At 45.9% G+C, this 19,868-nt stretch carries 18 protein-coding genes; 10 read left to right on the top strand and 8 right to left on the bottom strand.

Features of this window, described 5'->3' with window-relative positions:
- Positions 1-142 precede the first annotated feature (142 nt).
- Positions 143-1,111, bottom strand: a complete 969-nt coding sequence (waaC, locus tag ACTHR2_RS03245; protein ID WP_440375351.1) for a lipopolysaccharide heptosyltransferase I — start codon at positions 1,109-1,111, stop codon at positions 143-145.
- A gap of 47 nt (positions 1,112-1,158) precedes the next feature.
- Positions 1,159-1,794: a nicotinamidase gene (locus tag ACTHR2_RS03240; protein ID WP_263339517.1), complete on the bottom strand. Its 636-nt coding sequence runs from the start codon at positions 1,792-1,794 to the stop codon at positions 1,159-1,161.
- Positions 1,795-1,964: 170 nt separating this feature from the next.
- On the opposite strand from ACTHR2_RS03240, the gene tsaA reads away from it, so the two are divergent.
- Entirely contained in the window at positions 1,965-2,639 is a 675-nt protein-coding gene (tsaA, locus tag ACTHR2_RS03235; RefSeq protein WP_263339514.1) for a tRNA (N6-threonylcarbamoyladenosine(37)-N6)-methyltransferase TrmO, read from the top strand.
- A gap of 95 nt (positions 2,640-2,734) precedes the next feature.
- Here the strand turns inward: tsaA and gap are convergent, their stop codons facing one another.
- Positions 2,735-3,739 carry a type I glyceraldehyde-3-phosphate dehydrogenase gene (gap, locus tag ACTHR2_RS03230; RefSeq protein WP_440375350.1) on the bottom strand — a complete coding sequence of 335 codons (1,005 nt, stop codon included), beginning with the start codon at positions 3,737-3,739 and terminating at the stop codon, positions 2,735-2,737.
- A gap of 651 nt (positions 3,740-4,390) precedes the next feature.
- Here gap and lpxC point away from each other — a divergent pair.
- Positions 4,391-5,305, top strand: coding sequence for a UDP-3-O-acyl-N-acetylglucosamine deacetylase (gene lpxC, locus ACTHR2_RS03225; RefSeq protein WP_263339507.1), 915 nt, complete (start codon positions 4,391-4,393; stop codon positions 5,303-5,305).
- 236 nt (positions 5,306-5,541) lie between these two features.
- Here the strand turns inward: lpxC and ggt are convergent, their stop codons facing one another.
- Positions 5,542-7,311 carry a gamma-glutamyltransferase gene (gene ggt / locus ACTHR2_RS03220; RefSeq protein WP_263339501.1) on the bottom strand — a complete coding sequence of 590 codons (1,770 nt, stop codon included), beginning with the start codon at positions 7,309-7,311 and terminating at the stop codon, positions 5,542-5,544.
- Positions 7,312-7,793: 482 nt separating this feature from the next.
- Here ggt and gnd point away from each other — a divergent pair, with 482 nt between their 5' ends.
- Entirely contained in the window at positions 7,794-9,242 is a 1,449-nt protein-coding gene (gene gnd, locus ACTHR2_RS03215) for a decarboxylating NADP(+)-dependent phosphogluconate dehydrogenase (protein ID WP_263339498.1), read from the top strand.
- A gap of 195 nt (positions 9,243-9,437) precedes the next feature.
- Here gnd and ACTHR2_RS03210 read toward each other — a convergent pair whose 3' ends face one another.
- A complete protein-coding gene (locus tag ACTHR2_RS03210; protein WP_263339495.1) occupies positions 9,438-10,388 on the bottom strand; it encodes a D-2-hydroxyacid dehydrogenase in 951 nt (316 codons plus the stop codon).
- 128 nt (positions 10,389-10,516) lie between these two features.
- Between ACTHR2_RS03210 and ACTHR2_RS03205 the strand changes: the two genes are divergently transcribed.
- Both ACTHR2_RS03205 and dinG read left to right on the top strand, forming a co-directional pair.
- Positions 10,517-10,735: a DUF2061 domain-containing protein gene (locus ACTHR2_RS03205; protein WP_440375349.1), complete on the top strand. Its 219-nt coding sequence runs from the start codon at positions 10,517-10,519 to the stop codon at positions 10,733-10,735.
- Between the two features lie 164 nt (positions 10,736-10,899).
- Positions 10,900-13,050 (top strand): ATP-dependent DNA helicase DinG, encoded by a 2,151-nt coding sequence (gene dinG, locus ACTHR2_RS03200; protein WP_263339487.1) that lies wholly within the window; start codon positions 10,900-10,902, stop codon positions 13,048-13,050.
- A 69-nt stretch (positions 13,051-13,119) separates the two neighbouring features.
- On the opposite strand, the gene ACTHR2_RS03195 is transcribed toward dinG, so the two are convergent.
- A complete protein-coding gene (locus ACTHR2_RS03195) occupies positions 13,120-13,575 on the bottom strand; it encodes a GNAT family N-acetyltransferase (protein ID WP_263339484.1) in 456 nt (151 codons plus the stop codon).
- Positions 13,576-13,742: 167 nt separating this feature from the next.
- On the opposite strand from ACTHR2_RS03195, the gene ACTHR2_RS03190 reads away from it, so the two are divergent.
- The gene (locus ACTHR2_RS03190; protein ID WP_003686685.1) at positions 13,743-14,009 is read left to right on the top strand and encodes a DUF3079 domain-containing protein; all 267 of its coding nucleotides are present in this window, start codon (positions 13,743-13,745) and stop codon (positions 14,007-14,009) included.
- A gap of 82 nt (positions 14,010-14,091) precedes the next feature.
- Here ACTHR2_RS03190 and ACTHR2_RS03185 read toward each other — a convergent pair whose 3' ends face one another.
- Complete coding sequence (locus ACTHR2_RS03185; protein WP_003747727.1) at positions 14,092-14,574, bottom strand: dihydrofolate reductase; 483 nt, start codon at positions 14,572-14,574, stop codon at positions 14,092-14,094.
- 197 nt (positions 14,575-14,771) lie between these two features.
- On the opposite strand from ACTHR2_RS03185, the gene ACTHR2_RS03180 reads away from it, so the two are divergent.
- On the top strand, positions 14,772-15,569 hold the full coding sequence (locus tag ACTHR2_RS03180) for a factor H-binding protein (protein ID WP_049344927.1): 798 nt from the start codon (positions 14,772-14,774) through the stop codon (positions 15,567-15,569).
- Between the two features lie 88 nt (positions 15,570-15,657).
- On the opposite strand, the gene asd is transcribed toward ACTHR2_RS03180, so the two are convergent.
- Positions 15,658-16,773, bottom strand: a complete 1,116-nt coding sequence (gene asd / locus ACTHR2_RS03175; RefSeq protein WP_049344926.1) for an aspartate-semialdehyde dehydrogenase — start codon at positions 16,771-16,773, stop codon at positions 15,658-15,660.
- 240 nt (positions 16,774-17,013) lie between these two features.
- On the opposite strand from asd, the gene ACTHR2_RS03170 reads away from it, so the two are divergent.
- The 3 genes from ACTHR2_RS03170 (at position 17,014) to tet(M) (ending at position 19,845) form a co-directional block, all read left to right on the top strand.
- Positions 17,014-17,586: an RDD family protein gene (locus tag ACTHR2_RS03170; protein ID WP_049344925.1), complete on the top strand. Its 573-nt coding sequence runs from the start codon at positions 17,014-17,016 to the stop codon at positions 17,584-17,586.
- A gap of 237 nt (positions 17,587-17,823) precedes the next feature.
- Entirely contained in the window at positions 17,824-17,910 is an 87-nt protein-coding gene (locus ACTHR2_RS03165; protein WP_011058339.1) for a tetracycline resistance determinant leader peptide, read from the top strand.
- A 15-nt stretch (positions 17,911-17,925) separates the two neighbouring features.
- Positions 17,926-19,845, top strand: a complete 1,920-nt coding sequence (tet(M), locus tag ACTHR2_RS03160; protein WP_063856397.1) for a tetracycline resistance ribosomal protection protein Tet(M) — start codon at positions 17,926-17,928, stop codon at positions 19,843-19,845.
- Positions 19,846-19,868 lie beyond the last annotated feature (23 nt).

The raw sequence follows: 19,868 nt of genomic DNA, 5'->3' as shown, positions 1-19,868 counted from the left end.
GCTTTTGATACATTCTTTATATAAAATCCAATTCGGTTTTCCCAACATGACAAAACCAAATTTGTATAAATCTTGGCAAATAGAGCGGAATTATATCATTTCTAAAGCATTTACTCAGAAAATAAATCCAACTCCCCAGCAATTATTTACCGTATACTGCAACACAATCCATCAAGGTTTGATAAACCTCGTCAACATTGGGAATTTGAGCAATACCGCCTAAATTTTCTGCATAAGCCGAAACTTGAACGCCAGTCTTGGCCGGATCTGTATCTGTATAAATTCCTACAACAGGCTTTTCCAACGCATTGGCAAGATGCAGTAGTCCGGTATCTACGCCAATAATACCCTCTGCGTTTTTCAATAAAAATGCAGCCTGTAATAAATTCATTTTGTCGCAAACCGAAGCAAACGGTAAATCGCTTGCAATCTGTTCGGCACGCATTTTTTCGGTTTCATTTCCCCACGGCAGATACACATTGCATTGTTGCTCTTCATTCAACTTTTTCAATAATACACGCCAGTGTTCTACCGGCCATAATTTACTGTCGCGACTGGTTGCATGCAAAGCAACGTAATAAGGGGATTGCAAATTTTTCAGACGGCCTGATTCAGGAACTGACAAACCAAATACCTGCGTCTCAGGCATTGTATAACCAAATACTTGGGCGAATAATTCACGGTTTCGCCAGACCGCATTTTTGCCTTTCGGCACGGCAAATGTTTTACTGTATGCAAAGGCAGCCAAACTTTCACGCGCGCTGTGTTTATCCAAACCGTAAATAGGGGATTTCGCCATTTTGGCAAAACATGCGCTTTTAATCAGTCCTTGGCTATCTAAAACAAAATCAAAAGATTCAACCTGTAAATCTGTTTTCAGACGGCCTATTTCACGCCAAGTTTCAGCCTGAAAAAGCTGTTTGCGCCACTGCCGCCATTTCATTACATGAACCTTTTTGACAAAAGGATGTAAGCGGGCGATATCTGCAAACCCTGCCTCACACAGCCAATGGAGCTCCACATCAGAACATTGTCGCGCCAAATCTTCAACTGCGGGCAACGTATGAATTAAATCGCCCATACTGGACAAGCGGACAAGTAAAATCTTCATATTTTGGAAAATGTTTCACGTGAAACAACAGAATTTAAAAATATAATTTATTGATTATTAATGTATTTTCTTATTTCTTCGGCGTTTTCTAAAATAATAGCCCCGGCAGAATGCATTTCCTGCCATGCAGATTCAACCGTTTCCGGAGCAATGCCACGGCAAGCCGCCTGATTGACGATGACTTTCCAAGCCCCTCCTTTAAGCAACTGTAAAACCGTTGTCTTCACACAATAATCCGTTGCCAAACCGCCGACAATAACTGTATCTGCATTTTGACAGCGCAACCATTCGATCAAACCTGTACTGAGCTTTTCCTCAATATCGTGAAAACATGCGCCGTAGGGGTGTAATTCAGGATCAACGCCTTTCCAAACACAATAATCGTATTCTTTGGCTGAAGGCAGGCCATCCAACAACTCATAGCCATATGTTCCAACCATCGCATGCGACACCCAAGTCAAATCCGCATCGGGCAAACCTGTCGGTTTCAACATATCAACAGGATTATCCACAAGCCATTTTGCCGCGGCATGATGCGCATCTTTCGTCATCACGCGTAAATCCGCCAATGCAGCTTGGGCATTGAGTTCATCCGCAATCAGATGACCTTCGGCAACAGGTAATTCTTTCGGGCACAAAGGCGTAAACGTTTTTTGTGCATCTACATCGATAGAAACAATCATGTATTAATATAACCTATTGATTTTATTTTAAATAATTTAAATTATTCATTTATTGCCAATATACGGACATTTGGAATAAATGTTTTGTATTATAACAAATTACTACCGCAAAATGTGGGAAAACATCTGTGATATGATGACAGTTTGCACAGAATATTTATCCACAAATTATGTCCTATTCGATTACGCCTATTGCAACCGTTCATTCCCCCTACAAACAAAAATTCGGCATTGCCCGCCAACCCGGTTTGGTTCCTGCGGCAGAAATTTGCATTGAACTCACTCCTGAATTTACCGCAGACAGCGTTCGGGGCTTGGAAGATTTCGACTATGTGTGGATAAATTTTATTTTCCACGGCGTATTGGATGAAGGTTGGGCGCAAATGGTGCGTCCGCCACGGCTTGGAGGCAAACAAAAAATGGGCGTATTTGCCACGCGCAGCCCGCACCGCCCCAATCATCTCGGTTTATCCCTGCTGAAACTCGAACGTATCGAAACAGGCAAACCTGTCCGCATCTATTGCAGCGGTGCAGACCTATTGGACGGTACTCCGGTAGTGGATATCAAACCCTACATCCCGTTTGTCGAATCCAAACCTGACGCATCATCAGGCTTTGTCAGTGGCAAACCTGAAGAATTGAACGTTGTTTGGGCAGAAAGTACGCTTGCGGAACATCTATCCACAGAAGAAAAACATCTCATTGAGCAAAGCATCGCCCAAGATCCTCGCCCTGCTTATCAAGATATTCCCGAACGGATTTATGTAATGAATATTGCGGATTATGAAGTGCAGTTTAGGATAGAAAATAAATGTGCCACAGTGATTAAACTATCCACAATCTGATTGCAAATTGAATTTATCTACAAACAAAAGGCCGTCTGAAATGTTCAGACGACCTTTTAATTATCCACAGACTGATTGATTTAGCCTGTTATCCTTTAGATTTTACCAGCAAAGAATTCCAAGGTACGAACCAATTGGCAAGTGTAAGACATTTCATTGTCGTACCAAGCAACGGTTTTTACCAATTGTTTGTCGCCAACAGTCATCACACGGGTTTGAGTCGCATCGAAGAGTGAGCCGTATTCAATACCGATAACGTCGGAAGAAACGATTTGATCTTCAGTGTAGCCATAAGACTCGCTAGCGGCGGCTTTCATGGCTGCATTGATTTCTTCTTTGTTAACAGGGCGTTCGAGAATAGAAACCAGTTCGGTCAAAGAGCCGGTAGCAACAGGAACGCGTTGGGCAGAACCATCAAGCTTGCCGTTCAATTCAGGGATAACCAAGCCGATGGCTTTAGCGGCACCGGTGCTGTTCGGTACGATATTCAAGGCAGCGGCACGGGCGCGGCGGAAGTCGCCTTTACGGTGAGGTGCGTCAAGAGTGTTTTGGTCACCGGTATAGGCGTGGATGGTGGTCATCAAGCCTTCGACGATACCGAATTCTTTTTGCAATACCGCAGCCATAGGAGCCAGACAGTTAGTCGTACAAGAAGCGGCAGAGATGACAGTTTCGCTACCATCCAAAATATCTTGGTTTACGCCGTATACAACGGTTTTCACATCATTGCCGCCAGGAGCCGAAATTACAACTTTGCGCGCACCGGCACGGATATGGGCTTCTGCTTTGGTTTTGCTGGTAAAGAAACCGGTACATTCGAGGACGACGTCCACACCCAGCTCACCCCAAGGCAATTCTTCAGGATTAGGATTGGCAAATACTTTGATTTCTTTGTCGTTCACAACAATCGCATCATCTTTCAATTCGGCAGAGCCTTCAAAGCGGCCTTGAGTACTGTCGTATTTAAAGAGGTGCAGCAGCATATCGGCAGGAGTCAAGTCGTTAACAGCAACGACTTCGATACCTTGGGCTTTTTCAATTTGACGCAATGCCAGACGACCGATGCGGCCAAAACCATTAATCGCTACTTTAATACTCATTTTGCTACTCCTATTAGATGGAATGGGAAAAATTTTTCAGTAAGACCATTGTATCCTGAAATAAAATTACTTTCTAGGATTACAGATGATTACTTTTAAGTTGTTTGATTTAAATAAAGAAAACATGAAATTCTTGTTTGTAGGAAAATATCAGGAAAATCGAATCAGACTTAGCTTTTGATATTTTATTTCATAAAAACTATTTTCCAATCTTAAAAGTTTCATAAGTTTATGGAAATCATAAACTTAGTTCTATTTCTTCCGTATTTTGCCATTTTTGTGTTGATAATTCAGTGTTTTCTTCAAATCATAATATTTTAATTTTTAAAATGATGAGTTTGATGAAGAACCAAACTATCTGTGGATAACGGAATAACTTTCTTTAAAACCAATTTGATAATTCCTTTTTATCTTTGAGGCCAACCTCAACTGAATGCCGGAATAAAAAAGGATAGAATCTTAGTTTCCCTATTTATCTATGGATAAAACCCAAATTACCCACTTCAATTTCACATATTTTTATGGATAATTTAAACATTGAATTTCACCCCCACAAAACATCTATATTGGCAAATACTATTAAAAATGATGGCTTGTTTTTTCCTTTTTAACGTATCATTTGCCCATCAGACTTTTTAAAAGGAAGCAATTATGTTGCAACGGACTTTAGCCAAATCAGTAAGCGTTACCGGCGTTGGCCTGCATTCGGGCGAAAGGGTCGCTCTGACTTTGCATCCTGCCGAAGAAAACAGCGGTATTTCGTTCCGCCGTACTGATTTAAGTGGAGAAATGGGAGAAGTAATCAAATTGAATCCTTATTTGATTAACGATACCCGCCTCTCTTCAACCATCGTTACCGATAAAGGCGTTCGCATCGGCACGATTGAACACATTATGTCGGCTCTGTCTGCCTACGGCATCGATAATGCCTTGATTGAATTGAACGCGCCTGAAATTCCGATTATGGACGGCTCCAGCCTGCCGTTTATTTACCTTTTACAAGATGCAGGCGTTGTCGATCAAAAAGCCCAAAAACGTTTTTTGAGAATCCTCAAACCCGTTGAAATCAAAGAAACCGGAAAATGGGTGCGCTTTACGCCTTATGACGGCTTTAAAGTGACTTTAACCATCGAGTTTGACCATCCCGTATTCAACCGCAGTGCACCTACTTTCGAGATTGATTTTGCAGGGAAATCCTATATCGATGAGATTGCCCGCGCCCGTACCTTCGGCTTTATGCACGAAGTGGAAATGATGCGCGCCCATAATCTCGGACTGGGCGGCAATTTGAACAACGCCATCGTGATTGACGACATGGATGTTTTGAATCCGGAAGGTTTGCGCTATCCTGATGAATTTGTCCGCCACAAAATCCTGGATGCGATTGGCGATTTATACATTATCGGCCATCCGATTATCGGCGCATTTGAAGGTTACAAATCAGGCCATGCCATCAATAATGCACTGTTGCGTGCCGTTTTGGCAGATGAAAGCGCTTACGAATGGGTTGAGTTTGCCGATGACGAAGACTTGCCCAGCGCTTTTCACGAGCTGCCGGCAGCCTGATAGAAAACAGATAAAGCAGTCCAATGAAAAGGCCGTCTTAACCTTTCAGACGGCCTAAATCATGTCATTTTCCACAAGTAATTATCCACATATTCATCCTTTTTATCTTATTGAAAAATAAAAATATTAAAATTTAACGTTATTCTTATACACATCTTATCCATATTTTTTCCTAAACTAAAAGGCCGTCTGAACAACTAGGTTTCAGACGGCCTTTTCATGTCAAACCGACAATATCAATCGCCCATGACTTTGCCTTCGCGGCGCGGGTCGGCACCGCCGAGCAAACCGTCTTTGCCGATTACAATGCCTTGTACGCCGGAATTCAAATCGCGGATTTGGACTTTGTAGCCTAATTTTTCCAACGCAGCCGCTTTATCCGCCGCAGCGGTTTTTTCCTCGATTTCATACTGACTGCCGCGATTGAGCATATTCGGCAGAGAGATTGCCGCCTGAATGTCCATGCCCCAATCGATATGTGCCACAAGTGTTTTGGCGACGAAACCGATAATACGGCTGCCGCCGGGCGAACCGACCGCCAGATAGGGCTTGCCGTCTTTCATCACGATGGTCGGTGCCATTGAAGAACGTGGCCGTTTGCCGCCCGCCACGCTGTTGGCAACGATTTTACCGTCCTCTCCGACAGGATTGAAGGCAAAATCGGTTAATTCGTTGTTGAGCAGATAGCCGTTTGCCATCAGCCCCGAACCGAACGCGTTTTCAATCGAAGTCGTCATCGATACAACGTTGCCGTCTTTATCCACAACCACCAAATGGCTGGTGGACGGCAGCTCTACTGCCATGCCCTGCGCGTATGCCTTGTCGAACTTGCCTGCCTGAATAGTTTCCAATGCCTTGTCAGCTTTGCGGATTTCTTCGGCACGCGGTTTCAAATAAGCCTGAGAAATCATGGCTCGGGTCGGAACATTCACAAACTTGGGATCGCCTACATAATAATCACGGTCGGCAAACGCAATCCGCGACGCATCGCCTATCCAGCGCCAACTGTGGATATTTTCCGATCCCAACGCTTTCATATCCTGATTCTGCAATACGCCCAAAATCTGCCCCAAAGCGATTGCGCCGGAACTTGGCGCGCCCATGCCGCAAACTTCATATTCACGATACGGCGCACAAACCGGCTTACGCTCGATAACTTGATAGTTTTTCAAATCCGCCATGCTGATTTTACCGGGGTTATCCACAGCACCGGTAACGGCACGGACAATATTCTGCGCCTGCGCGCCCTGATAAAACGGCGCGCTGCCTTTTTCCGCCAACAGGCGTACGGAACGCGCAAATTCAGGATTTTTCAAAACCGTTTCCGCAGCCAAAGGTTTGCCGTCAGGCAGGAAGTAAGCGGCGGTTTGCGGATAACGTTGCAAGGGTTCCAAATTTTGTTCGATGGATTTCGCCATACGCGGAGAAACAGCAAAACCTTGTTCCGCCAAAGTAATTGGTTTCTCAAACAAACTTGCCCACGGCAATTTGCCGTAACGCTTATGGACATCTTCCAGCAGCTTCGGAATTCCCGGTACACCGACCGAACGGCCGCCGACCACTGCTTTCATAAAGCCCATCGGCTTGCCGTTTTCATCCAAGAAAAGTTCCGGCGTTGCCGCTTTCGGCGCCGTTTCACGGGCATCAAACGTCGTCAGCTTTTTCGCCTTATTGTCCCAATACACCAGAAACGCACCGCCGCCCAATCCGGAAGACTGCGGTTCAACCAGTCCCAAAGTTGTCTGCATGGCAATCATCGCATCTATCGCACTGCCGCCGCGCTTCAAAATTTCATAACCGGCTTCAGTTGCCAGCGGATTGGCAGACGCCGCCATATAATGCTTGGCGCGGATTAATTTCTGCTCCGTCAGCCCTGTTCCTTGCTCCGGCGCATGGTTGTCCACAGATACAGAGGGCAGGGCAACTTGAGGCTTTTGAACCGGCTGTTGCGCACAAGCGGCCAAAATCAAAACGGATAACAGGTTAATACTAAAGGAAAACTTCATATGCATACCCTTATTGAAATATTTTCAGACGGCCTTTTCCCAGCTTAAATAAAAGGAAATATGAAAATAGCTTGAAATAAAAAACCATTTGACTATTTCTCTAGTCAATCAGTTCCGACTGAAGAAGTATAAAACAAGCTAAGATTGTGCACAGGCAAAAAGTTACCCACAGAATAAAGCAGCAGGAAAATTTTATCCACATCTGCAAACAAGGCCGACCATACTTTATCCTCATCAAAAAATATCAGCTAAGTATTTGAAAAATTTTTGTAATTAAAGTTATAAACAAGCTGGGGCAGCACTCAATATCATCTTCTATTTATTATTTAAAATCTAATTTATAGTTTGTTTTCCCAAAGGCAAAGGCCGTCTGAAACGTAAAGGCATCTTTTCAAAAAATTAAAAAGTTAAGGATTGTTAAAAACGTGTAAATCAGCTAGAGTTACGCTTGATAAAATTAATCAATAACGGAGTTTCACAAAATGAAAGGCGACATTGGCGTTATCGGCCTTGCCGTGATGGGGCAAAACCTGATTCTCAACATGAACGACAATGGTTTTAAAGTTGTCGCATTCAACCGTACGACCAGCAAAGTAGATGATTTTTTAAACGGCGCAGCCAAAAATACCAATATTATCGGCGCATATTCACTGCAAGATCTGGTTGATAAATTAGAAAAACCACGCAAAATCATGATGATGGTCCGCGCTGGCTCTGTTGTTGACGATTTTATCGAGCAACTCGTTCCACTTTTGGACCAAGGCGACATCATTATTGACGGCGGCAATGCCAACTATCCTGATTCTACCCGCCGTACACATGAGCTGGCCGCAAAAGGCATCCGCTTCATCGGTGCCGGCGTATCCGGCGGTGAAGAAGGCGCGCGTCACGGCCCATCTATCATGCCTGGCGGCGATGAAGCCGCATGGCCTGCTGTTAAGCCGATTTTCCAAGCCATCTCTGCCAAAACGCCTCAAGGCGAGCCTTGCTGCGACTGGGTCGGTCGCGATGGTGCGGGCCACTTCGTCAAAATGGTGCACAACGGTATCGAATACGGCGATATGCAGTTGATTTGCGAAGCCTACCAATTCATGAAAGACGGTTTGGGTCTGTCTTATGATGAAATGCACCAAATCTTCAACGAGTGGAACAAAACCGAACTGGATTCTTATCTGGTCGAAATTACCGCTGCGATTTTGGGTTACAAAGATGAAAACGGCGAACCTTTGGTCGAAAAAATCCTCGATACCGCAGGTCAAAAAGGTACAGGCAAATGGACCGGCATCAATGCCCTCGATTTGGGTATCCCGTTGACCTTGATTTCCGAAGCCGTGTTTGCACGTTGCGTGTCCGCGTTTAAAGACCAACGCGCCCAAGCAAACAGCCTGTTTGGCAAAACCATTACCCCGATTGAAGGCGATAAAGCCGCATGGGTAGATGCTTTGCGCCAATCCCTGTTGGCATCCAAAATTATTTCTTATGCACAAGGCTTTATGCTGATCCGCGAAGCCAGCGAAAACAACGATTGGGCATTGAATTACGGCAATACTGCCCTCTTGTGGCGCGAAGGCTGCATCATCCGCAGCGCGTTCTTGGGCAACATCCGCGACGCATACGAAGCCAATCCTGATTTGGTCTTCTTGGGTTCCGATCCTTATTTCAAAGGCGTGTTGGAAACCTGTCTGCCTGCATGGCGTAAAGTGGTGGCCAAAGCGATCGAGTGCGGTATTCCGATGCCTTGCATGGCTTCCGCCATTACCTTCCTTGACGGCTACACTTCCGAGCGCCTGCCTGCCAACCTGTTGCAAGCGCAACGCGACTACTTCGGCGCGCACACTTACGAGCGTACCGACAAACCGCGCGGCGAGTTTTTCCATACCAACTGGACAGGCAAAGGCGGCGATACCGCTTCAACCACATACGATATTTAATTTATCTAGGCAAACAAAATGCCGTCTGAGTATCTTAGACGGCATTTTTATAGGGTTATCCACAATGAAGAATGAAACGATTTAACCTATTTGATAGATAACTTTATGAAATAAATAAAGATTAATAAAGGCCGTCTGAATATTTCAGACGGCCTTTAAAATTGTTCACAACCTTATCAACAGGTTTTCCATAGATTAAACCAGATTTTGCGGATTGCCGGCCACAAAGCGGTTGATGTTGTCCAAAAGAATGTCAAACAGACGGTTGGCGGCCTCTTGGCTTGCCCATGCAATGTGTGGCGTGATGATGAGATTGGGCAATCGGGCTTTCAGCAGAGGATTGCCGTCGCGCGGCGGCTCTTGTGTCAACACGTCAAAACCTGCACCGCCGATTTGGCCGTATTTCAACGCCGCAACCAAAGCGGCTTCATCGACCAAGCCGCCGCGACCGCAGTTGATGAGGATGGCGCCGGGTTTCATTTGCTGCAATTCGGCTTCGCCTATCATGTTTGCCGTTTGCGGCGTAAGTGGGCAATTAAGCGACACGACATCGGCAGAGCGGATGGCTTCGTCAAAGGAAACATAACCGTCGCGGACGCTTTGGGCATTTTTATGTTCGGCGAACACGACATTCATTTTGAAAGCCTGAGCATAAGTTGCCAGCGTTTTACCGATATTGCCGCGCCCGAAAATCGCCAGCGTTTTACCGTTTAAATCGCGCATCGGTGCGCCGAGGTGACAGAAAAACGGCGAGTTTTCCCATAAGCCTGCCGCAACGTCGCGCTGGTAGGCAGGCAGGTTGCGCATCAGGGTAATCATCATCATAAACGCGTGTTCCGCCACGGATTCATTGCCGTAAGCGCGGATATTGCACACTGCCGTGCCATTTTGTTTGGCAGCCTCAACGTCCACATTATTGACGCCTGTCGCCGTAACGGCAACCAGCTTGAGTTGTGGATTTTCGGCAAATGCTTGGGCGGAAATCACGACTTTGTTGGTAATCACAATGTCTGCGCCGCGGATGCGCTCCAGCGTTTCGTGTGCTTCGGTTGTGCCGTAGCTGCTCAATGTATGTGGAAAATCAAAGTCAAACGGGCGGTTGACGAGGGTATCGCGGTCGAGGACGACAATATGGAGCGGTTTCATAAAATTCCTATCAAAAATAAAATATCGATTTATAAAATCTAAATTAGGATAAAGGATTTAAAATATACGCGTTAGTTGATAATAATTATTATGTAGCGATTAAAACATCAATGTATCAGGAAAACAGCATGATTAAAACCATTACATTTGCTATTTTGCATTTCAGCGTCGCATTTAGTGTCGCCTATATTTTGACTGACAGTATCGGTGTTTCCAGCGCGGTGGCTTTGGTTGAACCCATCGTCAATACCGTCGTCTTTTATTTTCACGAAAAAGCATGGAACCGCTACGAGAAAAACAAATCCGAAAAGCAAAAATTGTGGGTGCCTCTGCATCAGTGCGGCTAAAGTTTCAGACGGTCTTTTGCTTGATTAAAACCGATTATGTTTTTGCGGTTCGTCCATCGCCATCAAAATGCCAAACCCTAAAATAGAGTAAGACTTTACGAAGGCTTCATGAAGGTAAAAATGCTAAAATACGCTATTCTTGCAAACCCATTCAGACGGCCTCAATGCTCACCGATTTAGAAAAAAACGCCATCCGCGACCATTACCAAAACATCGGCAAAAACCTGCCCGGTTTCCGTCCGCGCGCTTCGCAGCGGGAAATGATTGCGGCGATTGCCAACGCTTTTTCGCGGACGTTGGTGCGTGAAGAAGGCGAAGAAGCGCCCAAACGCGAGGGCGAAAGCATTGCTGTGATCGAAGGGCCGACCGGCGTGGGTAAATCGTTGGCCTACCTTTTGGCTGGCGGCATCATGGCGCAAACGCGCGGCAAACGGTTGATTGTCAGCAGCGCGACGGTGGCTTTGCAGGAGCAGTTGGTTGACCGCGATTTGCCGTTTCTGGTTGAAAAAAGCGGTTTGGAGCTGACCTTTGCGCTTGCCAAGGGGCGAGGCCGTTATCTTTGCCCCTACAAACTCTATCAACTGACGCAAAACAACGCCCAGCAAAACCTGCTTGGTTTTGAAGCGCCGGAAGTGTTGTGGGACAGTAAACCCAAGCCCGAAGAATTGAACCTGCTGCGCGACATTGCCGATGAATTTTCCGCCCGCCGCTTTAATGGCGACCGCGACGCTTGGCCGGAAAAAATCGATGACGCGATTTGGCTCAAAGTGACCAACGACCGCCACGGCTGCCTGAAATCCGCCTGTCCCAACCGTCCGGAATGCCCTTTTTACCTGGCACGCGATGTCTTGGAAACCGTCGATGTCGTTGTTGCCAACCACGATCTTCTGCTTGCCGACATCAGCATGGGCGGCGGCGTGATTCTGCCTGCGCCCGAAAACAGTTTCTATTGCATAGACGAAGCGCACCACCTGCCCAAAAAAGCCCTCAGCCGTTTTGCCGCCGAACATTCATGGAATATTGCCGTTTGGACGCTGGAAAAACTGCCGCAGTTGACCGGCAAAATTGCCGCACTGACCGATAAAGCCGAACTTGCCAACCTCGCCGACGAAGCTGCCACATCCTTGCTCGACAGCCTGCACGAATGGCAGTTTCACTTGGCGGAAGAGCCGTCTTTAAGTTTGGGGTCGTCTGAAAACGACAGGCGGAAACACAACGAACCGACTTGGCTGTGGGAAGACGGCAAAATCCCTGAAGGCCTGGAAACCACAGTTTCCAATACGGCCATTGCCGCGCGCAGCCTGCTCAAACATGTTGTCGGCTTGAACGATGCGCTTTCCGCCGCGCGCCGCGATAAAGAGCAGGACGGCGCGCTCCTCGACCGCCTGACCAGCGAGTTCGGCCTTTTTATCGCTCGTATCGAACAAATCAGCGCGGTTTGGGATTTGCTCTCCACCGTTCCCATTGAAGGCGAAGAGCCGTTGGCGAAATGGATAACCCGCCGTGCCGACGACAAAAACGACTACATTTTCAACGCCAGCCCCATCAGCAGCGCATCCCACCTTGCCAACAGCCTGTGGCGGCGCGCGGCAGGCGCGGTGCTGACTTCGGCCACCCTGCAATCGCTCGGCAGCTTCAACCTGATTTTGCGCCAAACCGGCCTATTATGGCTGCCCGAAACCACCACGCTTGCATTGGAAAGCCCGTTTAATTTCGATACGCAAGGCGAGCTGTATATTCCGCCCGTACACGCTAGCCCCAAAGACCCTGATGCGCACACGGCCGCCATTGTCGAATGGTTGCCGAAGCTGGTTTCGCCGGTTGAAGCCATCGGTACGCTGGTGCTGTTTTCCTCGCGCAAGCAAATGCAGGATGTCGCCTTGCGCCTGCCTGACGAATACTTGCCGCTTCTGCTTGTACAAGGCGAGTTGCCCAAGGCTGTCCTGTTGCAAAGGCACCATCAAGCCATTGCCGAAGGCAAAGCCAGCATTATTTTCGGCCTCGATAGTTTTGCCGAAGGCCTCGACCTGCCCGGCACGGCCTGCGTGCAAGTCATTATTGCCAAGCTCCCGTTTGCGATGCCGGACAATCCCATTGAGAAAACCCAAAACCGTTGGATTGAACAACGCGGCGGCAATCCCTTTATCGAAATCACGGTACCTGAAGCCAGCATCAAACTGATCCAAGCCGTCGGCCGCCTTATCCGTACCGAACAGGATTACGGCCGCGTGACCATCCTCGACAACCGCGTTAAAACGCAACGCTATGGCCAACAATTATTGGCGTGTCTGCCGCCGTTTAAGCGGATAGGGTAGTTGTGGATTGTTCAAAAAACAAAGGCCGTCTGAAACCAAATGTTCAGACGGCCTTTTATTCTTTTCAAACTATAAATCCAATTTCATGACGGATACGGTTTCCCCGTTGTGCCAAGTCTGCTTGATTTCTTTCCAGCCGAACTTTTCATATACGGCCTGCACATCCGGCGTATAGAGAAACAGATGCGGCAAACCCAGTTCGCGTGCTTTATCCAGACAAAACGAAACCAGCCGCCTGCCTACGCCCAAACCGCGAAATTGCGGCAAAACGAACACATCGCCCAGCCAATATTCGTATTCGGGAAAACACGCCATATCAAACCGCTTCAATGCCGCTGAACCCATCAGCCGCCCTTCCTTATCCACAGCCGCAAACGCCAGCGGCAAGTCATCCCCATCGAGGCACTGCGCGTAATACGCGCAGATTTTGTCCAGAGACGACCACGGCGCAAAATCGTGCCATTCCTCAAACAGAGCGAGGGCTAAAGGCTCGACAAACTCAGGCTTCAGATGGCATATGTTCATATTGGTTCCTCTTGTTGTACGGCATAGGGATTATTTTTACAGTATAGGCCGTCTGAAAGGTTAACACATCTTAAAAAATCAGCGTAAAACAGGATAAACCCGCCGCCAGCCCCATTCAAATCACTTATAATTCTGCCCATACCGCACACAAACAAAAGAAGCACACCATGGCCAAGAAATTTCCCATTTTCCCGAAAAATCCCGAGCGTATCTGCTGGGGTTGCGACAAATACTGTAAAGAGGACGATTTGCAATGCGGCAACGGTTGCGAGCGTATTCAGCACCCTATCGAGTTGGATGGTCGCGACTGGTATAAAAAAGGCGACTGGAGCAATTTGTTGAGCGAAGAGCAGCAAATCGAACTTGGACTGAAAGAAGCGCCCAAGCCTGCCAAACCGCATATCAAACTGCCTTTGAAAAACAAAACGGCTTAAACGGCATGCCGTAAACAAACGAAATAAAAAGGCCGTCTGAAACCTGAAAAACAGGGTTTCAGACGGCCTTTGCGTTGTCGGATTATGCCTTCACATAATGCACAAACGCGTATTCGATGCCTTTGGCGGAAACATGGTTTTCCCGAGAGGCTTCTTGCCATGTTTCTGTGGAAAACTCAGGAAAAAACGCATCGCCGTCCACATCCAAACCGACTTCGGTCAAGCGCAAATCGGTGGCAATCGGCAGGGCTTGTGCATAAATTTGCGCGCCGCCCATGATGATGACTTCTTCAACCCCCTGACACAAAGCCAGCGCATCTTCCAAAGAAGCCGCCGTTTGTGCGCCTTCGGCCTGATAAGCTTGGCGGGTGATGACGATATTTTGACGGCCGGGCAGCGGCTTGCGCGGCAGCGATTCCCATGTTTTGCGGCCCATAATGACGGGTTTGCCGGTGGTGTAGGATTTGAAAAAGGCAAAATCTTCGGGCAAATGCCAAGGCATGGTGTTGTTGATGCCGATACAGCGGCGGGCGGCGTAGGCGGCGATAAGGGTGATTTTCGGCATGATGAAATCCGTTTGTAAAATAAAATGATTATAGCGGAAGGGACTTTGAATAGACTGAATACCCGATATTTTAAAAATGTTTCAATATTTATAAAATCAATATTCAAAATACTTAATTTTGATAAAAATCATTTATTGTTCATTTTTTTAGGTATATGATAAATATCATACCAAATAAAAAAGGAAAGGAAAAAATGATGAGAACCCTCCGTATTTCTGCTTTGACGGCTTCCCTGTCTTTGATGTTGGCTGCCTGCGGCGGCGCAACAAGCGGCTTGTCAAATGCCGTTACCGAGCCGCTCAATCCGCATCCGAAAGGCGTGTTATCCGTTGAATTGAACGAATCCGTCCCTGAAAACGGTACGTTGGAGCTGACAGCCAACGGTAAAACGCAAACCCTGCAAAAAGGTGACAAACTCGATACCGGCTTTTTGAAAACCGATAAAGTATCCTCTTACGACTACGCCCAAAAAATCAAGGTAAACGGCCAAGTCATCACTTTGGAAACAGGCGACTTCCAAGTGTATAAACAAAATTATTCCACTGTTGCCGCGCGTTACGCCAAACAAAAAGCCGATGACGCAGGCAAGCTGCAAAACCTCGATACATACATATTTACCGTCGGCGAAGTCCAAGGCGATGAAACAGCGTATCGCAATTTACCCAAACAAGGCAGCTATCAGTATTCGGGGATCGCGTTTAACGGCGACGACCGCAGCGGCCGTCTGAAATACACTGTCGATTTCGATAAAAAACAAGGTTACGGCAAAATCAGCAGCATGGCTTCCCACAATAATGTCGACCTGCTTGCCGCAGGCATTGCCAATAACAACGGAAAAGCCGCCATCAGCGGTAAAACCAGTTTGAACGGTATCGAAAACGGCCGTTACGATTTGAAACTCTTCGGCCCGCAGGCTGAAGAAATTGCCGGTAAGGCGCAAATCAAAGTTGGCGATTCCACCAAAGAAATCGGTTTGGCCGGTAAAAAAGAATAGGAAACAAGGCCGTCTGAACATTTCAGACGGCCTTTTTGTGACAAAAAAGCAACGGCTCAAACCGTTGCTTTTTTCATGCCAACCTAAATTACAGGCTGCCCAAGATAATGCGCAATACGCGGCGCAACGGCTCGGCAGCGCCCCACAAGAGTTGGTCGCCGACAGTGAACGCGCTGATGTATTCGCCGCCCATTTCCAGTTTGCGGATACGGCCGACGGGAACAGACAGCGTGCCGGTTACTTTGGCGGGCGTCAGCTCGTGGATGCTGGCTTCTTTTTCGTTGGGGATGACTTTCACCCAGTCGTTCGCGCCTGCCAAAATCGCTTCGATTTCAGAAACAGGCAGGTCTTTTTTCAGCTTCAGGGTAATGGCTTGGCTGTGGCAGCGCATAGAACCGATGCGCACGCACAAGCCGTCGATTACGGTCGGATTGTCGCTGCGGCCGAGGATTTTGTTGGTTTCCACGCCGCCCTTCCATTCTTCTTTGGACTGGCCATTACCCAAATCCACGTCAATCCAAGGAATCAGGCTGCCGGCGAGCGGTACGCCGAAGTTGGCTTTCGGATAGTCTTCGCTGCGCAGGAAATCGGACACTTTGCGGTCGATGTCGAGGATCGCGCTGGAAGGGTCGGCAAGCTCGTCTGCCACTTGGGCGTGAATCGCGCCCATGCCGCTGATGAGTTCGCGCATGTTTTTCGCACCCGCGCCGGAAGCGGCTTGGTAGGTCATGCTGGTTGCCCATTCGACCAAATCGTTTTGGAACAGGCCGCCCAAAGCCATCAGCATCAGGGAAACGGTGCAGTTGCCGCCGATGTAGTTTTTCACGCCGTTTTTGAGGCCGTTGTCGATGACGTTGCGGTTGACCGGGTCGAGGACGATAATCGCGTCGTCTTTCATGCGCAGGGAAGAAGCCGCGTCAACCCAGTATCCGTTCCAGCCGCTGTCGCGCAGGGGTTGGAACACGGATTTGGTGTAATCGCCGCCCTGACAGGTAACGATGATGTCCATTTTTGCCAATTTGGCAACATCGTTGGCATCCAACAATGTTTTGGCCGCCTGACCGAAATCAGGGGCAGCACCGCCGACGTTGGAAGTGGTAAAGAAAAACGCTTCGGGAATATGGGCGAAGTCGTTTTCTTCTTTCATACGCTGCATCAAAACAGAGCCGACCATACCGCGCCAGCCGACAAAACCTACTTTCATGTGTTACTCCTTACAAAGAAAATCCGGATAAGTTTATAGTGCATTAACAAAAATCGGAACGGCATCGCCTGCCGCTTTGTTCAGATTTTTGTTAACCCACTATAAAAAAGGGGAAAACAAACGTTTTAACGCCGTCTGCGGAAAATGTAAAGGTTTTTATCGAAAATTTTTAGAATGATAGGAAAATAGGTTAAGATGGCAATGAAATTGCATTTCATTAATGGTACAGAGGAAGATTAAATGAGCAAAATCAATTTGTCGGATTTGCCCCAAACAGAAATAGTAGATGTCCATATTGCTTCGCCGGGGGCGAGGGTTGCGGCATATTTGTTGAATAATCTGTTTACTTTTTTGATATGGTTGCCATTTATTGTGATGGTAGTTTTTACTTTAGATGAAAGCAAAAAATTAGTTTCGGAATCTTCTCTTTTTAATACCCCTGAATATTTTGCCATAACATTTTTTATTTCTTTGGCTGTCTATTTGGTTTTCGGTATCTTCCAACTGTATTACATGAGCCGGGACGGTCAGTCTTTAGGTAAAAAAATTATGGGCATCCGGGTGTTAAAAAATGACGGAAGCAATCCGGGCTTTGAAGGAACGGTTTTAATCCGCGAAGTTGTCTGGGCGCTTGCTGTTGGTGTTGTGGTAACTATTGTATCGTTGGCAATAAGTGACACGGGTGGAAACCTGATTTCTCTGCTTATAGCCTTCATCAACTTCATCATGCTCTTTTCCGTCAAACGCGACCGCCGCACGCTCTACGATATGCTGGCCGATACGGTTGTCGTCAAATTGCCGCCGCGCCGATAAATCGCTTTTTTTGATAAAAAATTGGAGATTCCTTTACAAATATGCTCTTACGTGCTATTATTTAAGTGACTATTTAAAAGGAGTTAATAAATATGCGGCAAGGTATTCTTAAATAAACTGTCAATTTGATAGCGGGAACAAATAATTAGATGTCCTTTTTTAGGAGGGCTTAGTTTTTTGTACCCAGTTTAAGAATACCTTTATCATGTGATTCTAAAGTATCCAGAGAATATCTGTATGCTTTGTATACCTATGGTTATGCATAAAAATCCCAGTGATAAAAGTATTTATCACTGGGATTTTTATGCCCTTTTGGGTTTTTGAATGGAGGAAAATCACATGAAAATTATTAATATTGGAGTTTTAGCTCATGTTGATGCAGGAAAAACTACCTTAACAGAAAGCTTATTATATAACAGTGGAGCGATTACAGAATTAGGAAGCGTGGACAAAGGTACAACGAGGACGGATAATACGCTTTTAGAACGTCAGAGAGGAATTACAATTCAGACAGGAATAACCTCTTTTCAGTGGGAAAATACGAAGGTGAACATCATAGACACGCCAGGACATATGGATTTCTTAGCAGAAGTATATCGTTCATTATCAGTTTTAGATGGGGCAATTCTACTGATTTCTGCAAAAGATGGCGTACAAGCACAAACTCGTATATTATTTCATGCACTTAGGAAAATGGGGATTCCCACAATCTTTTTTATCAATAAGATTGACCAAAATGGAATTGATTTATCAACGGTTTATCAGGATATTAAAGAGAAACTTTCTGCCGAAATTGTAATCAAACAGAAGGTAGAACTGCATCCTAATATGCGTGTAATGAACTTTACCGAATCTGAACAATGGGATATGGTAATAGAAGGAAATGATTACCTTTTGGAGAAATATACGTCTGGGAAATTATTGGAAGCATTAGAACTCGAACAAGAGGAAAGCATAAGATTTCATAATTGTTCCCTGTTCCCTGTTTATCACGGAAGTGCAAAAAACAATATAGGGATTGATAACCTTATAGAAGTGATTACGAATAAATTTTATTCATCAACACATCGAGGTCAGTCTGAACTTTGCGGAAAAGTTTTCAAAATTGAGTATTCGGAAAAAAGACAGCGTCTTGCATATATACGTCTTTATAGTGGCGTACTGCATTTGCGAGATTCGGTTAGAATATCGGAAAAGGAAAAAATAAAAATTACAGAAATGTATACTTCAATAAATGGTGAATTATGTAAAATCGATAAGGCTTATTCCGGGGAAATTGTTATTTTGCAGAATGAGTTTTTGAAGTTAAATAGTGTTCTTGGAGATACAAAGCTATTGCCACAGAGAGAGAGAATTGAAAATCCCCTCCCTCTGCTGCAAACGACTGTTGAACCGAGCAAACCTCAACAAAGGGAAATGTTACTTGATGCACTTTTAGAAATCTCCGACAGTGACCCGCTTCTGCGATATTATGTGGATTCTGCGACACATGAAATCATACTTTCTTTCTTAGGGAAAGTACAAATGGAAGTGATTAGTGCACTGTTGCAAGAAAAGTATCATGTGGAGATAGAACTAAAAGAGCCTACAGTCATTTATATGGAGAGACCGTTAAAAAATGCAGAATATACCATTCACATCGAAGTGCCGCCAAATCCTTTCTGGGCTTCCATTGGTTTATCTGTATCACCGCTTCCGTTGGGAAGTGGAATGCAGTATGAGAGCTCGGTTTCTCTTGGATACTTAAATCAATCATTTCAAAATGCAGTTATGGAAGGGATACGCTATGGTTGCGAACAAGGATTATATGGTTGGAATGTGACGGATTGTAAAATCTGTTTTAAGTATGGCTTATACTATAGCCCTGTTAGTACCCCAGCAGATTTTCGGATGCTTGCTCCTATTGTATTGGAACAAGTCTTAAAAAAAGCTGGAACAGAATTGTTAGAGCCATATCTTAGTTTTAAAATTTATGCGCCACAGGAATATCTTTCACGAGCATACAACGATGCTCCTAAATATTGTGCGAACATCGTAGACACTCAATTGAAAAATAATGAGGTCATTCTTAGTGGAGAAATCCCTGCTCGGTGTATTCAAGAATATCGTAGTGATTTAACTTTCTTTACAAATGGACGTAGTGTTTGTTTAACAGAGTTAAAAGGGTACCATGTTACTACCGGTGAACCTGTTTGCCAGCCCCGTCGTCCAAATAGTCGGATAGATAAAGTACGATATATGTTCAATAAAATAACTTAGTGTATTTTATGTTTATGTAAAAT

This window comes from Neisseria sp. P0006.S004 (assembly GCF_051963015.1).
Lineage (GTDB): Bacteria > Pseudomonadota > Gammaproteobacteria > Burkholderiales > Neisseriaceae > Neisseria.
This window is presented reverse-complemented; position numbering and strand designations above follow the sequence as displayed.

Excerpts from the sequence above, each read along its gene's own strand:
- gap (WP_440375350.1), bottom strand. The coding sequence starts at position 3,739 with ATGAGTATTAAAGTAGCGATTAATGGTTTTGGCCGCATCGGTCGTCTG.
- waaC (WP_440375351.1), bottom strand. The coding sequence starts at position 1,111 with ATGAAGATTTTACTTGTCCGCTTGTCCAGTATGGGCGATTTAATTCAT.
- ACTHR2_RS03165 (WP_011058339.1), top strand. The coding sequence starts at position 17,824 with ATGCTTTGTATACCTATGGTTATGCATAAAAATCCCAGTGATAAAAGT.
- lpxC (WP_263339507.1), top strand. The coding sequence starts at position 4,391 with ATGTTGCAACGGACTTTAGCCAAATCAGTAAGCGTTACCGGCGTTGGC.
- ACTHR2_RS03170 (WP_049344925.1), top strand. The coding sequence starts at position 17,014 with ATGAGCAAAATCAATTTGTCGGATTTGCCCCAAACAGAAATAGTAGAT.
- ACTHR2_RS03195 (WP_263339484.1), bottom strand. The coding sequence starts at position 13,575 with ATGAACATATGCCATCTGAAGCCTGAGTTTGTCGAGCCTTTAGCCCTC.
- ACTHR2_RS03185 (WP_003747727.1), bottom strand. The coding sequence starts at position 14,574 with ATGCCGAAAATCACCCTTATCGCCGCCTACGCCGCCCGCCGCTGTATC.
- tsaA (WP_263339514.1), top strand. The coding sequence starts at position 1,965 with ATGTCCTATTCGATTACGCCTATTGCAACCGTTCATTCCCCCTACAAA.
- asd (WP_049344926.1), bottom strand. The coding sequence starts at position 16,773 with ATGAAAGTAGGTTTTGTCGGCTGGCGCGGTATGGTCGGCTCTGTTTTG.
- ACTHR2_RS03180 (WP_049344927.1), top strand. The coding sequence starts at position 14,772 with ATGAGAACCCTCCGTATTTCTGCTTTGACGGCTTCCCTGTCTTTGATG.
- ggt (WP_263339501.1), bottom strand. The coding sequence starts at position 7,311 with ATGAAGTTTTCCTTTAGTATTAACCTGTTATCCGTTTTGATTTTGGCC.
- ACTHR2_RS03190 (WP_003686685.1), top strand. The coding sequence starts at position 13,743 with ATGGCCAAGAAATTTCCCATTTTCCCGAAAAATCCCGAGCGTATCTGC.
- gnd (WP_263339498.1), top strand. The coding sequence starts at position 7,794 with ATGAAAGGCGACATTGGCGTTATCGGCCTTGCCGTGATGGGGCAAAAC.
- ACTHR2_RS03240 (WP_263339517.1), bottom strand. The coding sequence starts at position 1,794 with ATGATTGTTTCTATCGATGTAGATGCACAAAAAACGTTTACGCCTTTG.
- ACTHR2_RS03210 (WP_263339495.1), bottom strand. The coding sequence starts at position 10,388 with ATGAAACCGCTCCATATTGTCGTCCTCGACCGCGATACCCTCGTCAAC.
- dinG (WP_263339487.1), top strand. The coding sequence starts at position 10,900 with ATGCTCACCGATTTAGAAAAAAACGCCATCCGCGACCATTACCAAAAC.
- ACTHR2_RS03205 (WP_440375349.1), top strand. The coding sequence starts at position 10,517 with ATGATTAAAACCATTACATTTGCTATTTTGCATTTCAGCGTCGCATTT.